Genomic DNA, 13,757 nt, shown 5'->3' on the forward strand with positions numbered 1-13,757 from the left:
GGTGACCCGCGGCCAGTGGTCGTTCAAGCCGGAACCGGTGCGGCGCCTGCGCTGCGCACGCGCTGCTCAAAGTCCGCCAGCGGCTCGGGGCGGCCAAACAGGTAGCCCTGGAAGCCCCGGCAGCCATGGGCCTGCAGGAACGCATGGTGCTCGGCGGTTTCGACGCCTTCGGCGATGATCCCCAGCCCCAGCGTGTCGGCCAGCGCGATGATGGCGTGCGCAATGGCGGCGTCGCTGGCGTTGTGCAGCACGCCGCGCACGAAGCCCTGGTCGATCTTGAGCTGGTCCAGTGGCAGGCGCTTGAGGTAGTTCAGCGACGAGTAGCCGGTGCCGAAGTCGTCGAGCGAGAAGCGCAGGCCATGCGCCTTGAGCGCGCGCATGGTGGCAATGACGCCGTCCACGTCGCTCAGCAGCAGGCTTTCGGTGAGCTCGAGCGTGATGCGCTCGGGGTCGGCGCCGCTGTGCTCCAGCAGGCCCAGCACCTGCGCGACAAAATCGTCCTGGCGGAACTGCCGCGCGCTGACGTTGATGGCCATGCGCAGCGGCGCCAATGCCGGGTCGCTGCGCCAGCGCGCCTGCTCGCGCAGGGCGGTCTCGAGCACCCACTGGCCCAGCGGCAGGATGAGGCCCGTCTCCTCGGCCAGCGCGATGAACACCGCGGGCTCGACCAGGCCCTTGGTCGGGTGCTGCCAGCGCAGCAGGGCCTCGGCGCCGGTCACGCGGCCTGCGCTGTCCACCTGCGGCTGGTAGACCAGAACAAACTGCGCCAGCCGCAGGCCGGCGTGCAGCGCCGCCTCCAGCCGCGCACGCAGGTTGACGGCGTCCTGCATGTCGGGGTCGAAGAAGCACAGCGTGTTGCGGCCCGCGTCCTTGGCGCGGTACATCGCCATGTCGGCCTGCTTGAGCACTTCGTCGATGGTCACGGACTGCTCGCCCAGCACCGTGGCGCCCATGGTGGCGGTGACGTGCTGGCGTTGCCCGGCCAGCGCGTAGGGCTGGCGCAGCCGCGCGAGCATGGCCTCGCCGAGGTGGCGCACCTGGTCGGCGGCCTCGATCGCGTCGGCGCTGAGGTTTTGCAGCACCACCACGAATTCGTCGCCGCCCAGCCGGGCCACGGTGTCCTGTCCGCGCACGCAGTCCTGCAGGCGCTGGGCGACTTCGAGCAGCAGCAGGTCGCCGACCGCGTGGCCGCGGCTGTCGTTGAGGGTCTTGAAGTTGTCCAGGTCGACGAACAGCACGGCCGCGTGGAGCCCCGAGCGCGCGCTGCCGGCCAGCACCTGTTGCAGCCGGTCCATCAGCAGGCGCCGGTTGGGCAGCCCGGTCAGCGCGTCATAGAAGGCCAGGTAGCGCGCCTCGCTCTCGGCGGCCTTGCGCCCCGAGATGTCGATGTCGATGCAGAACATCTCGGGCGGCTGGCCCGGCACCGCGATGTAGGTGTGGCTGGAGAACACGTCCACCGGCGTGCCGTCCTTGCGCCGCAGCTGCACTTCCGCGCCGGGGATCGACGCGCCCGTGGCGAACATCTGCCGCATCTGGTGGCGCACCTCGGCATGCAAGGCCGGCGGCACGATCAGGTCCAGCAGGTTCTGGCCCAGCGCCTCCTGCGCGCTGTAGCCGTAGAGCTGTTCGGACGCCTGGTTCCAGTAGCTCACGGTGCCGTCGGCCAGGTAGCCCTGCACCGAGATCGATGGAATGTCGCCCAGCAGCGAGCGAAAGCGCAGCTCGGATTCGCGCAGGGCGGTCTCGCTGCGCAGCCGTTCGGTGATGTCGCGTGCGAGGAACACCACGGCCGCCCGTCCGTTGACCGCCGTGCCCAGCGGCTGCGCGCGGCCCTCGAAGTGGCGCGGCCCCGACAGCGTCTCCATCTCGTATTCAAAGCTCTCGGTCTGGCCGCTGTGCAGCGTCCGCGTGATCAGCTCCATGAAGCGATCGGCCTGCTGCGTAGGCAGCACGTCGTGCACGCGTTTGCCCAGCAGCGCCGGCGCCTGCGCCACGAGCTGGGATTCGTCGGGCGACAGCACCTCGACATAGCGGCCTTGCGCATCCAGCACCAGCAGCACGTCGGGGATGGCGTGGGCGATGGCGCTGAGCCGCGCAGCGCTGTCGGCCAGGGCCTGTTCGGTGTTCAGGCGTGCTTCGACGTCGCCCAGCAGCAGGCCTATCAGCACCGTGGCTGGCGTGAAGATGAGCAAAAAGGCCCAGGCCCGCATGCCGTTGAAGTGCCGGGCCACGTCGGCGGGCAGCAGCTGCAGGCAGGCCAGCACCATGGCATGCAGCAGCAGGCCGAACAGCAGCAGCGCCCCTGGCCCCACGCCCACGCTGCCACGCCGGCGCGCCTGGCGGTAGCCCAGGCCCAGCAGAGCGCACAGCACGATGACCAGCACCCCCACCGGCGCGCCCGCGCCGCCGATCCACAGGCGCCATGCCGCCGCCATGGCGGCGGCCATGCCGGCGACCACCGGGCCGCCGAACAGGCCCGCCATGCCCAGCACTACCGATCGCGCGTCGATGATGACCCCGGGCATCAGCGCCACCGGGCTGAGCATGCCGACCACGCAGATGCCGCCGAACAGCAGGCCCGACATGGCCTGGCCCACCCGTGGCCGGCGGCGCCACAGGCGCATGTTGGCGCCGTGCAGAAAGCACAGCGCCAGCAGCAGGGCGGCACCTTTGAACAGTTCAAGGAGCATGAAAGCCACGGGAGTGGAGGGCCTCCCATGATCGGGGAATTGGTGCCGGCCGTAAATGTGCCCGTGCAGCGCCGCCGGACTGCACGGGCATTCCCGCAGAAGGGGCGCTGCTGCGGGCCTCAGGCCAGCAGGGCCTGGGCGAATTCGCGCGCGCTGAAGGTTTCGAGGTCTTCGAGTTTCTCGCCGACGCCGATAAAATACACCGGCAGCGGCCGCTCCTGCGCAATCGCCGCCAGCACGCCGCCCTTGGCCGTGCCGTCGAGCTTGGTGACGATCAGGCCAGTGAGCTGCAGCGCGTCGTCGAACGAGCGCACCTGGGCCAGCGCGTTCTGGCCGGTGTTGCCGTCGATCACCAGCAGCACCTCGTGCGGCGCTGTGGCATCGGCCTTGGTGACAACGCGGCGGATTTTTTTCAGCTCTTCCATCAAGTGCAGCTGCGTGGGCAGGCGCCCGGCGGTGTCGACCAGCACCACGTCCTTGCCGCGCGCCTTGCCGGCGGTGACGGCATCGAAGCTCACGGCGGCCGGGTCGCCGCCTTCCTGGCTGACGATCTCGACCAGGTTGCGGTCGGCCCACACACCGAGTTGCTCGCGCGCCGCCGCGCGGAAGGTGTCGGCCGCGGCCAGCAGCACGTGCGCGCCTTCGTTGGCCAGGTGCTTGGTGAGTTTGCCGATCGATGTGGTCTTGCCCGCGCCATTGACGCCCGCGACCATGATCACCGTGGGCGTGTGCCGGCCGATGACGAGGGGCTTTTCGAGCGGGCGCAGCAGGTCTGCCAGCGCATCGGCCAGCAAATCCTTGACCGCCGCGGGATCGGTGGTTTTGCTGTCCTTGACGCGGCGCTTGAGGTCGGTGAGCAGCCACTGCGTGGCCTTGACGCCGGTGTCCGCCATCAGCAGGGCTTCTTCGAGCTGCTCGTACAGCGCATCGTCGATGCGCGTGCCGGTGAACACCGTGGTGATGCTGGAGCCGGTCTTGCGCAGCCCGCTCTTGAGCCGGTCGATCCAGCCGCTGCGCTGCGCCTCCGCGGCGGCGGCCTGCGGCGCGGCCCCGGCAGGTGCCGGCGTTGCGCCGGGCTCTGGCAGCCCTGGTGCGGCGGGCTGTGCCGCCACAGCGTCTGCCGCGGGCGCCACCGGCGCGCCGCCGCCAAAGGGCTTGCGCAGCCAGCCAAATGCGCCGCTGGCGGGCGGGGCCGCATCGCTGGGGGCCGCGGCCGGCGGCGCGGCCACAGCGGCGGACGCAGGAGCGGGCGCTGTCGGCGCGGCTGCGGGGGCCGTCTCGGGAACGGGCAGTGCGGAGGGTTTCTTTTTGAAAAAGCTGAACATTGCGGGGTTCTTAGAATCACTGCATTCTATGAAACGCGCTATCACCTTATTGGGCCTGCTGGCCTGCCTCGCTGCCGGGGCGCAAACCCCTGGTGTCCCTCCCTCCAGCCGTGCGGCGCCGCCCGCGCCCGGCGCGGCCTCGGGTGCGCAGCAGTTCACGCTCTCCAACGGCATGGCGCTCGTCGTCAAACCGGACCGGCGCGCGCCCACCGCGATCCACATGGTGTGGGTGCGCGTGGGCTCCATGGACGAGGTCGATGGAACCTCGGGCGTGGCCCATGTGCTCGAGCACATGATGTTCAAGGGCACGGCCAAGCTGCCGCCGGGCGAATTCTCGCGCCGCGTCGCGGCGCTGGGCGGGCAGGAGAACGCCTTCACCGCGCGCGACTACACGGGCTATTACCAGCAGATCCCGGCCGAGCGGCTCGAAGAGGTGATGCGCCTCGAATCCGACCGCTTTGCGCACAACCAGTGGCCCGACGCCGAGTTCAAGCGCGAGATCGAGGTCGTCAAGGAAGAGCGCCGCATGCGCACCGAAGACCAGCCGCGCGCGCTGCTGATCGAACAGCTCAACGCCATCGCGTTCATCGCCTCGCCCTACCGCCGCCCGGTGGTGGGCTGGATGAGCGACCTCGATGCCATGACGCCCCAGGACGTGCGCCAGTTCCACCGGCAGTGGTATGTGCCGGCCAATGCCGTGGTGGTGGTGGCGGGCGACGTGGACGCGCAGCGCGTGCATGCACTGGCCGAGAGGACCTATGGCCGCATTCCGGCGCGCGCCGTGCCGGCGCGCAAGCCGCGCACCGAGCCGGCGCAGCTCGGCGTGCGCCGCATCGTCGTCAAGGCGCCGGCCGAGCAGGCCTATGTCGCGCTGTCGTTCCGCGCGCCCACGCTGCAAAACCTGGCGGCGCTGTCCGACAGCGACCGCGATGCGCTGTCGCTGATGGTGCTGTCTGCGGTGCTCAGCGGCTACGACGGCGCGCGGCTGGAGCGTGCGCTCAGCCAGGGCCCCGAGCGCGTGGCCGACAGCGCCGGCAGCTATGCCTCGGTGGTGGGGCGCGGCCCCAGCAGCTTCGTGCTCAGCGGCGTGCCCGCGCAGGGCAAGACGGCGCAGCAGGTCGAAGACGCGCTGCGCGCCGAGGTGGCCCGCGTGGCCGCCGAGGGCGTGAACGTGGCCGAACTCGAACGCGTGAAGACGCAGTGGGTGGCCAGCACCGTCTACCAGCGCGACTCGCTCTACAGCCAGGCCAGCGATCTGGGCAGCAACTGGGTGCAGGGCCTGCCGCTCGATGCCGACGACCGGCTGCTGGCGCTGCTGCGCACCGTCACGCCCGAGCAGGTGCAGTCGGTGGCCCGGCGCTACTTTGGCGACGACCAGCTCAGCGTGGCCACGCTGGCGCCCCAGCCGCTCGATCCCCAGCGCAAACGCTCGGCCCCTGCGGCCAATGGCGCGCTGCTCCACTGACCCGCGCCGAAAGCCCCAATGATGACTCTGAAAAATATAGCTGCTCGCGCTTTGTTCATCGGCGCTGGAGTGGTTTTTTATGCCCAATCTGCCTGGGCGCTGCTACCGATACAGCACTGGACCGAACCCAGCGGCGCGCAGGTCTGGCTGGTCGAGAGCCCGGCCATTCCGATGGTCGACGTGCAGATCGACTTCGATGCCGGCGACCGGCGCGACCCCGCCGCCCAGGCCGGCCTGGCCAGCGCCGCGGCCACGATGGCGACCAAGGGCGTGCGCGCCGTGGGCGATGCGCCTGCGCTCGATGAAAACGCGCTCGGCGAAGCCTGGGCCGACCTCGGCGCGAGCCTGGACGTCAGCGCCGGCAAGGATGCACTGAGCTTTTCGCTGCGCTCGCTCACCGAGCCCGACCTGCTGGACAAGGCGGCGCGCCTGACCGCGCGCGTGCTGGCCGATCCGGCCTGGCCCGAGCCGATCTGGCAGCGCGAGCGCGCGCGCTGGAGCGCGGCGATCCGCGAGTCACGCACGCGCCCGGGCACCGTGGCGGGCGATGCGTTTGCCGCCGCCGTGTATGGCGGCCACCCCTATGGCCAGCGCGTGACCGAGGACAGCCTGGCGCAGATCGGCGTGGCCGACCTGGCGCAGTTCCATGCGCGCACGCTGCAGGCCTGCCGCGCACGCGTGGCCATCGTCGGCGCCGTGGACCGCGCCCAGGCGCAGGCGCTGGTGGCGACGCTGCTGGCGCGCCTGCCCGCGCCGGCGCCGTGCGCGCCTCTGCCCACCGTGCCCGAGGTGCAGCCGCTGGCCGCGCCCGTGCAAGAGAACATCGCCTTCGACTCGGCCCAGGCGCATGTGCTTATTGGCCAGCCGGGCTTCAAGCGCAGCGACCCCGACTTCCTCACGCTGCTGGTGGGCAACCACATCCTGGGCGGCGGCGGCTTCACCTCGCGCCTGACGCACGAGGTGCGCGAAAGGCGCGGCCTCAGCTACAGCGTCTACAGCGGCTTCTCGCCGGGCCTGAACGCGGGGGCCTTCGCGATCGGCCTGCAAACCCGCCCCGATCAGGCCGCCGAAGCCGTGCGCGTGGCGCGCGAGGTGCTGGCCCGCTTCGTCGCCGAGGGCCCCACGGCCGCCGAGCTGCGCGCCGCCAAGGACAACCTGATCGGCGGCTTCGCGCTGCGCATCGACAGCAACAAGAAGCTGCTGGGCAACGTCGTCAACATCGCCACCAACGGCCTGCCGCTGGACTACCTGGAGCACTGGACGCAGCGCGTCGAGGCCATCACGGCGGCCGACATCCGCGCCGCCCTGCAGCGCAAGCTGCAGCCCGAGCGCATGGTGACCGTGGTCGTGGGCGGGGTGCAGCCATGACGCGCCTGTCTCCCGCCCAGGCTGCCGCCGCGCTGCGCGCGCCGGCCACAGCCAAAGCGCTTGCCCCGGCCAAGGCCGCTGCGGCCGCCCCCAAGCCCTTGCCCGCCGGCGCCGGCGAGGTGCGCATCATCGGCGGCCAGTGGAGGCGCACGCGCCTGCCCGTGGTCCAGCGCCCGGGCCTGCGCCCCACGCCCGACCGCGTGCGCGAGACGCTGTTCAACTGGCTCGGCCAGGACCTGACCGGCTGGCAGTGCTTCGACGCCTTTGCCGGCACGGGCGCGCTCGGCCTCGAAGCTGCCTCGCGCGGCGCCGCGGCGGTGCACTTGGTCGAGCAGGACGCGGCCCTGGTTGCGCAGCTGCACCGGCTGTGCCAGCGCCTGCAGGCGGCCACCGTGCAGGTGCGCCGCGGCGACGGCGTGGCTGCGCTGCGCGCGTGCGCGCCCGCCAGCCTGGACCTGGTGTTGATCGATCCGCCGTTCGACGGCGACCTGTTCGCGCCCGCGCTGCAGGCCGCCGCCCGGGCCGTGCGGCCACAGGGCTTTGTCTACCTCGAAGCACCCAGCGCCTGGGACGCGGCGGCGCTGGCGCCGCACGGGCTGGCGCTGCACCGCCACCTGCGCGCGGGCGCGGTGCATGCGCACCTGCTGCGGCCGCTGGCTGCGCCATAGCACTCCTGATTCAGGAGCTGTTGGCGCAATACCCATCAGCGCTGGAGCCGTTTTTCATGCCGATTTGCGGCAGGCCGGTGCTGCACCGCACGGCATAATGCGCGCACGTGGCCGGGGCGTTTTTTTGTCCCGGCCTCTGTCCATCCACGCCCTGCAGGAGACCCCCGCCATGGACCAAGACGTGCTCGCCGTCTACCCCGGAACCTTTGACCCCATCACGCTGGGCCATGAAGACGTCGTGCGCCGGGCCACGCAGCTGTTCGGGCGCGTCATCGTCGCCGTGGCCGCCGGTCACCACAAGAAGACGCTGTTCAGCCTGGACGAGCGCATGGACATGGTGCGCGAGTCCGTCAAGGGCTACCCGCAGGTGCAGGTGGAGAGCTTTGCCGGCCTGCTGCGCGACTTCGTCGTTTCGCGCGGCGGCAAGGCCATGGTGCGCGGCCTGCGCGCGGTGACCGACTTCGACTACGAGTTCCAGCTCGCCGGCATGAACCGCAGCCTCATGCCCGACGTGGAGACGGTGTTCCTCACGCCCAGCGACAAGTACCAGTTCATCAGCAGCACCTTTGTGCGCGAGATCGCCACGCTCGGCGGCGAGGTCGACAAGTTCGTCTCGCCGCTGGTGCAGGAGCGGCTGGCGCGCAAGGTGCGCGCTCCCGGTTAGGGCCGCAACGCGGTCCTGCACCGCCCTGTTTCTGGGTGCGAGCCCCCACGGAAAAAGGCTGTGGCCCTCCGCAGAGGGCCACAGCCTTGAACGAGGCAGGGCCGCGACGGCGCACGGGCCCTGCCGGGTCAGCAGGCACGTTCAGGGGCGAACGACGATGCTGTTGCGCACATCGCGCACATTCTTGGTGTTGCGCGCAATCGCCTCGGCCTGGTTCTTCTCGGCCTGCGACTTGGCAAAGCCCGAGAGCTGGACCGTGCCGTTGAGCGTCTCCACGCTGATCGCGGCGGCGGAAACGGTCTTGTCTTCGGCCATTTTCGCCTTCACGGCAGTGGTGATGCCCGCGTCGTCCACGTATGAGCCCACGGTTTGCTGGTGGCGCGCCACCGAGCAGCCGGTGGTGACGACGGTGATGCCGGCGAGAGCGGCGAAAGCAAGGGCACGGGCGTATTTCATGGTTATTTCCTCTTTATGTGTTGGAACACGGGTGCTGTGGCAATGGCAGCCGGCCGATCTGTTGCACCCCCCGGATCCGGCCTGCTGTGGGTGGGGCGAGCGCTCCCTCAGAGGGCCAGCCAATCCTTGATTTCGTCGGCATGCTCTTCTTCTTCCGCGAGGATGCCCTCGAGCATGCGTTTGGTGGTGGGGTCTTTGTCCCCAATCAGGGCAATCATCTGGCGGTAGGCTTCCACCGCAACGCGCTCGGCCGCGAGGTTGGAGCGCAGCATGGCCTGGAGGTCGGCGGAGGTGTCGTAGGGCGCATGGCTGCGCTCAAGCAGGCTGGTGGGATTGAAGTCCGGCTCGCCGCCCAGCTGCACGATGCGCCGCGCAATCAGGTCGGCGTGGGCCGCTTCATCGTTGGCATGCACCAGCAGTTCGCTCGCAATGGCCGGTGAGGCCAGCCCGTGCGCGGTGAAGTGGTGCCGCTTGTAGCGCAGCACGCACACCAGTTCGGTGGCCAGGGCGTCGTTGAGCAACTTCACGATGGCATCGCGGTAGGGGCTGGAGGCCGGCGTTACCGCCCCTTCTTCCTGTTCGCAGGTGCCAGCGAAGGTGAGTGCATCTTGGTCCAGTTCGAGCGTGAAGCCCGCCGTGGCGTTGGGATCGTGGGTCATGTCAGGCCTTGTACGGTGGCGAAGAAGCGGGGCGGTGCTTTGAGGGCAAATCGCCTCAGCGGCGGCGCGACATCGACATGGCGACCATGGCCAAGGCGGCGCCGGCGGCGGCGGCCATGAGCACCGATTTGCCCGGCTGCTGGCGTACGTAGCGGGTGGTGATTTCACCGTACTCGTCCATCTGCTGGCGCAGCTGGGCCGTGGTGTGCGCGCAGTAATTGATGCCACGCTCAGCCAGGTCCTGCGCCTTGGCGGCCAGGTCGGAAATGGCGGGATCCACGCCTTCGCGGAGCTTGCGCACGCCGGCTTCCGCCTTGTCGAGCGACGCGTTGGCCACATTGCGCGTGGCATCGACCGCTTGCTGGGCGCCCTGCATGGCGCCTTCGCCCATGTGGCGCGCGGTGTCGGCCACTTTTTGCACCGTATCGGCCGCTTTCTGGGTGGAGTCGGGGAAGCTGGTGGTGGTCTTGGGGTCGTTGATGGAGTTCATGGAAATTTCCTCGGCTGGGGGTGGGAAGGTGGGCGTTGGGTCCGCAAGCGCGTCATCCGCGCTTGATGAGGCCGATGACAAAAGTCACGATGGCCATGATCACGAAGACGAAAAACAGGATCTTGGCAATGCCAACGGCGCCCGCTGCAATGCCGCCAAAGCCGAAGACGGCTGCGATCAATGCAATGACCAGAAAAACGACTGCGTAATGCAACATGTCCAGCTCCTTGGTTGCTGCGGCCGGGGCCGACAGGTGGAGCGCACTCGCAGAGGGTGTTGTGCGCTTGAAGTCCACTGTAGGTGGCAGCGCGTGCGCGCAGTGCCGGCGCCCGGCGTTTGCGCTTGTCAGTGCGGTAGCGGCCACTGTGTAGGCCGCGTCTTACAGTGTCCCGTGGTGGGCGGCAGGCTGCTCAGGCCGTTTGGGCGGGCAGTGCGGGCTTGGTGGGCAGGATGGCGGACACGAGCGTGCCCTGGCCCGGCTGCGAGCTCACCGTGAGGCGCCCGCCGGCGGCCTCGACCCGCTGGCGCATGCCCACGAGCCCGTGTGAGTTGCGGCGGATGCCGGAGGGGTCGAAGCCGTCCCCGTCGTCGCGTATCTGCACTGCCACATGGGTGGGGTAGTTGTGCACGGTGACCAGCACCTTCTTGGCATTGGCGTATTTGCCGATGTTGGTCAGGGACTCCTGCACCATGCGGTACACCGTCAGCTGCGTGGCTTCGGGCAACTCCACCGTCTCCAGGCTGGTCTGCACGTCGATGCCGGCGCGGTCGGCATATTCGCGCGTCAGGATTTCCAGGGCCGCAGTCAGTCCGAGGTTGGCCAGCGACGAGGGGCGCAGGTCTTCGATGATGCGGCGCTTGAGCGCGATGCCGCTGTTGAGTGTCTCGATCAGGTGGTGCAGGCGCTCGGACACCTCGGGGGCCTGCACATCGATCTTGGATTTGAGCCGCGCCACATCGAGCTTGGCCGCGGTGAGCAGGGCGCCCAGCTCGTCGTGCAGCTCGCGCGCCAGATGGCCGCGCTCGTCCTCGCGCACCTGCTGCAGGTGGTCGGCGAGTTCGGACAGCGAGGCGGTGCGGTCGCGCACCAGCCCCTCCAGCCGCGCGCGCTCGACCCGCAGGATTTCCTGCTCGCGCTCGGTGGCGCGCTGCAGCACGGTGGCCTGGCGCAGGTACATGTAGAACGCCAGCAGGCCGATGGCCGTCACGGCCGCGATGCCCAGGCGCGCCAGCAGCAGCGAGCGCTCCACCTGGCGCTCGCTCTGGGCAATGCGATCGGTCTTGCGCTCGATCAGGTCGCGGGCCAGGGTGCGGATGGCGTCCATGTTTTCCTTGCCTACATCGGTCGACATGACGAATTTCCAAGCGTCCTCATTGCCCTGGCGGCGCAGGCGCAGGCTCAGCTCCATCTCGGAGAGCTTGCGCGAGACCTGGCGCGAGAGCTGCGCAAACTGCGCAATGTCCGCGGGCGAATCGTGGAACAGGCTGCGCAACTCGTCCAGGTTGGCATTGACCGTGGAGACAGAGCGCTCGTAGGGCTCCAGGTACCGCTCATCGCCGGTGAGCAGGTAGCCGCGGTGCCCGCTCTCCGCGTCCAGCATGCTCTGCAGCAATTTGTTGAGCGAGGCGCGGGTGCTCTGGCTGTGCGCCATGTCTTCCAGCGCGTAGCGCGAGCGCTGGTACCCGGCTTCATTGATGCTCACGAGGGTGATCGCGGCAAGGACCGCCAGCGGCAGGCTGACGGCGATCTTGCGTAACTGGGACCAGCGCATGGGCTTCTCCTGGGCGGGGTGGTGATTTCGGGATAATGGCACTGCTGCTGTGCAGCGAAGTCTGGTCGTCCGCATTGCCGTGGGCGCCATGTCCATCGAATGTGTGCGGGCGGCGTGGCTGCCCCGGAAAGTAGCTCAATGATCAAAGTCGGTATTGTGGATGACCACGCCATCGTCCGCTCCGGACTGCGGCAGTTTCTGGCAGAGCACGTGGACCTGCGCGTTGCGGGCGAAGCCTCGAACGGTCGCGAAGCCATCGATCTGGTGCGCAACACGGAAATCGATGTGCTGATCATGGACCTGTCCATGCCGGGCCAGACCGGTCTCGACGCCCTGGCCATGCTGCGGGCCAAGGCGCCCGACATGGGCATCCTCATCCTGAGCGGCTACCCCGAAGAGCATTACGCGATGAACCTGATCCGCCAGGGCGCCAGCGGCTACCTGAACAAGGAGTGCGAGCCCAAGGAGATCGTCGAGGCTATCCGCACCATTGCACTGGGGCGCCGCTACATCACGCCCGCTGTGGCGCAGTTGCTGGCCCAGCAACTCAACCGCAAGGACGACGCGCCACCGCACGAACAGCTCTCCGAGCGCGAATTCCAGGTGTTTCTGAAACTCGCCAAAGGCGAAACCGCGGGCGACATCGCCAAGACGCTGTCGCTGAGCGTGAAGACCGTGAGCACCTACCGCACGCGCCTGATGGAAAAAATGGGCCTGGCCTCGAACAGCGACCTGACCTATTACGCGCTCAAGAATCGCCTGATCGACTGACGGGACCTGCCTAGCGGCGGCCACACCGCAAGGCGTGGCCGGCCCGCCACGCAAAGGTGGCGCGGAACTGGCGCCCAGGCGGCGTTCACACGCGCTGCGATACGCTGCCTTGCTCGATGCAATAGTCGACCAAAGCGTCGATTTCATTGGACTTGTCGAACACCGCATCCACACCCAGTTGCGCGCAGCGCATGCGCACGTCGGGTGTCGCGTAGTTGCTCAGCACCACGACGCGCTGGTGGGGCTGCCGTGCCCGGCACGCGGCCAGCACGCCCAGGCCGCTGCCCTGGCGCAGGAACAGGTCCACGATGGCCAAGTCCCACTGTGCGGCATGCTGGGTGAGCCACGAGGTGCCTTCGTGCTCGGTCTCAGCGACCCCGACAGACTCCACGGCGGCCAGTTCTTCCAGCGTCCCGATCAGGTTCTCGCGGATGGTGGCGTTGTCTTCAACGATGTATGTCTTGAGTTTCACTGTCGGGTCCGTTGCTGGGTCGAGGCAGGAAGCGATGACCATGCAGTCAATGTAGGTGCGTTTGGGCCCGGATTGTGCCAGCGATGGCACGCCTCTCTTGTAGGCTGGTTCTTACCCCGCGTGCGCACAGACGGGACAGGCCCGGTTGCGGCGTGCCTGCAGTGCGCTCCACTCCATGGTGCGGGCATCCAGCATCAACAGGCGGCCCGCCAGCGACGGCCCGGCGCCCGCCAGCAGCTTGAGCGCTTCGGCCGCCTGCATGGCACCGATGATGCCCACCAGCGGCGCCAGCACGCCCATGGTGGAGCACTGCACTTCCTCGAACTCGGCATCGGGCGCGAAGATGCAGGCGTAGCAGGGCGCATCGGCCACGCGCGGGTCGACCACGGTGATTTGCCCGTCAAAGCGGATCGCGGCGCCCACCACCAGCGGCTTGCCCTGGCGCACGCAGGCGGCGTTGATGGCATGGCGCGTGGCGTAGTTGTCGGTGCAATCCAGCACCACGGTGGCCTGCGCCGCCAGGCGGTCGAGCAGCGCGGCATCGGCGCGTTGCTGGATGCAGGTGACGCGCACTTCGGGATTGATCGCCTGCACGGCCTGTGACAGGGACGCCACCTTGGGTTCGCCGACGCGCGCCGTGGTGTGCGCGATCTGGCGCTGCAGGTTGGTCAGGTCGACCGTGTCGTCGTCCACCACCGTGATCTGGCCCACACCGGCCGAGCCCAGGTAGAGCGCCGCCGGCGACCCCAGACCGCCAGCGCCAATGATCAGCGCGTGCGCGCCGAGGATGCGCTCCTGCCCTTCGATGCCGATCTCGTCGAGCAGGATATGGCGCGAATAGCGCAGCAGCTGGTGGTCGTTCATGGCGTTGCGGGCACGCGGGTGCCGGGAGCATCTGAGAGGGACATCAAAACGAAAGGCCGGGCCCCTGCTGGAGTCCGGCCCTTGGGCGCACGA

At 69.0% G+C, this 13,757-nt stretch carries 14 protein-coding genes; 5 read left to right on the top strand and 9 right to left on the bottom strand.

Features of this window, described 5'->3' with window-relative positions; translation table 11 throughout:
* Positions 1 to 23: 23 nt before the first annotated feature.
* Together B2J86_RS06745 and ftsY are read right to left on the bottom strand one after the other, a co-directional pair.
* The gene (locus tag B2J86_RS06745) at positions 24 to 2,690 is read right to left on the bottom strand and encodes an EAL domain-containing protein (protein ID WP_173025086.1); all 2,667 of its coding nucleotides are present in this window, start codon (positions 2,688 to 2,690) and stop codon (positions 24 to 26) included.
* Between the two features lie 119 nt (positions 2,691 to 2,809).
* Complete coding sequence (gene ftsY / locus B2J86_RS06750; RefSeq protein WP_173025028.1) at positions 2,810 to 4,015, bottom strand: signal recognition particle-docking protein FtsY; 1,206 nt, start codon at positions 4,013 to 4,015, stop codon at positions 2,810 to 2,812.
* Positions 4,016 to 4,043: 28 nt separating this feature from the next.
* Here ftsY and B2J86_RS06755 point away from each other — a divergent pair, with 28 nt between their 5' ends.
* From B2J86_RS06755 to coaD, 4 genes are all read left to right on the top strand, one after another.
* Positions 4,044 to 5,480: a pitrilysin family protein gene (locus B2J86_RS06755; protein WP_169169649.1), complete on the top strand. Its 1,437-nt coding sequence runs from the start codon at positions 4,044 to 4,046 to the stop codon at positions 5,478 to 5,480.
* Between the two features lie 18 nt (positions 5,481 to 5,498).
* Entirely contained in the window at positions 5,499 to 6,848 is a 1,350-nt protein-coding gene (locus B2J86_RS06760; protein WP_169169650.1) for a pitrilysin family protein, read from the top strand.
* Positions 6,845 to 7,516 carry a 16S rRNA (guanine(966)-N(2))-methyltransferase RsmD gene (gene rsmD, locus B2J86_RS06765; RefSeq protein ID WP_173025029.1) on the top strand — a complete coding sequence of 224 codons (672 nt, stop codon included), beginning with the start codon at positions 6,845 to 6,847 and terminating at the stop codon, positions 7,514 to 7,516. The genes B2J86_RS06760 and rsmD overlap by 4 nt, the downstream gene beginning before the upstream one ends.
* 169 nt (positions 7,517 to 7,685) lie before the next feature.
* Positions 7,686 to 8,180: a pantetheine-phosphate adenylyltransferase gene (gene coaD / locus B2J86_RS06770; protein ID WP_169169652.1), complete on the top strand. Its 495-nt coding sequence runs from the start codon at positions 7,686 to 7,688 to the stop codon at positions 8,178 to 8,180.
* Positions 8,181 to 8,321: 141 nt separating this feature from the next.
* Here coaD and B2J86_RS06775 read toward each other — a convergent pair whose 3' ends face one another.
* The 5 genes from B2J86_RS06775 to B2J86_RS06795 all read right to left on the bottom strand — a co-directional run bounded on the left by B2J86_RS06775 (position 8,322) and on the right by B2J86_RS06795 (position 11,557).
* Entirely contained in the window at positions 8,322 to 8,636 is a 315-nt protein-coding gene (locus B2J86_RS06775; RefSeq protein WP_169169653.1) for a BON domain-containing protein, read from the bottom strand.
* Between the two features lie 107 nt (positions 8,637 to 8,743).
* On the bottom strand, positions 8,744 to 9,295 hold the full coding sequence (locus tag B2J86_RS06780; protein WP_169169654.1) for a bacterioferritin: 552 nt from the start codon (positions 9,293 to 9,295) through the stop codon (positions 8,744 to 8,746).
* 55 nt (positions 9,296 to 9,350) lie between these two features.
* Entirely contained in the window at positions 9,351 to 9,785 is a 435-nt protein-coding gene (locus tag B2J86_RS06785) for a hypothetical protein (protein ID WP_206041913.1), read from the bottom strand.
* A gap of 52 nt (positions 9,786 to 9,837) precedes the next feature.
* On the bottom strand, positions 9,838 to 10,002 hold the full coding sequence (locus B2J86_RS06790) for a DUF1328 domain-containing protein (RefSeq protein WP_169169655.1): 165 nt from the start codon (positions 10,000 to 10,002) through the stop codon (positions 9,838 to 9,840).
* Positions 10,003 to 10,195: 193 nt separating this feature from the next.
* Positions 10,196 to 11,557, bottom strand: coding sequence for a CHASE3 domain-containing protein (locus tag B2J86_RS06795; RefSeq protein ID WP_169169656.1), 1,362 nt, complete (start codon positions 11,555 to 11,557; stop codon positions 10,196 to 10,198).
* A gap of 138 nt (positions 11,558 to 11,695) precedes the next feature.
* On the opposite strand from B2J86_RS06795, the gene B2J86_RS06800 reads away from it, so the two are divergent.
* On the top strand, positions 11,696 to 12,328 hold the full coding sequence (locus B2J86_RS06800; RefSeq protein ID WP_169169657.1) for a response regulator transcription factor: 633 nt from the start codon (positions 11,696 to 11,698) through the stop codon (positions 12,326 to 12,328).
* 85 nt (positions 12,329 to 12,413) lie between these two features.
* Here B2J86_RS06800 and B2J86_RS06805 read toward each other — a convergent pair whose 3' ends face one another.
* Together B2J86_RS06805 and B2J86_RS06810 are read right to left on the bottom strand one after the other, a co-directional pair.
* Positions 12,414 to 12,800: a response regulator gene (locus B2J86_RS06805; RefSeq protein ID WP_173025030.1), complete on the bottom strand. Its 387-nt coding sequence runs from the start codon at positions 12,798 to 12,800 to the stop codon at positions 12,414 to 12,416.
* A gap of 111 nt (positions 12,801 to 12,911) precedes the next feature.
* Entirely contained in the window at positions 12,912 to 13,664 is a 753-nt protein-coding gene (locus B2J86_RS06810) for a HesA/MoeB/ThiF family protein (protein ID WP_169169659.1), read from the bottom strand.
* Positions 13,665 to 13,757 lie beyond the last annotated feature (93 nt).

It is taken from the genome of Acidovorax sp. SRB_14 (genome assembly GCF_012932145.1).
Classification (GTDB): domain Bacteria; phylum Pseudomonadota; class Gammaproteobacteria; order Burkholderiales; family Burkholderiaceae_C; genus Simplicispira.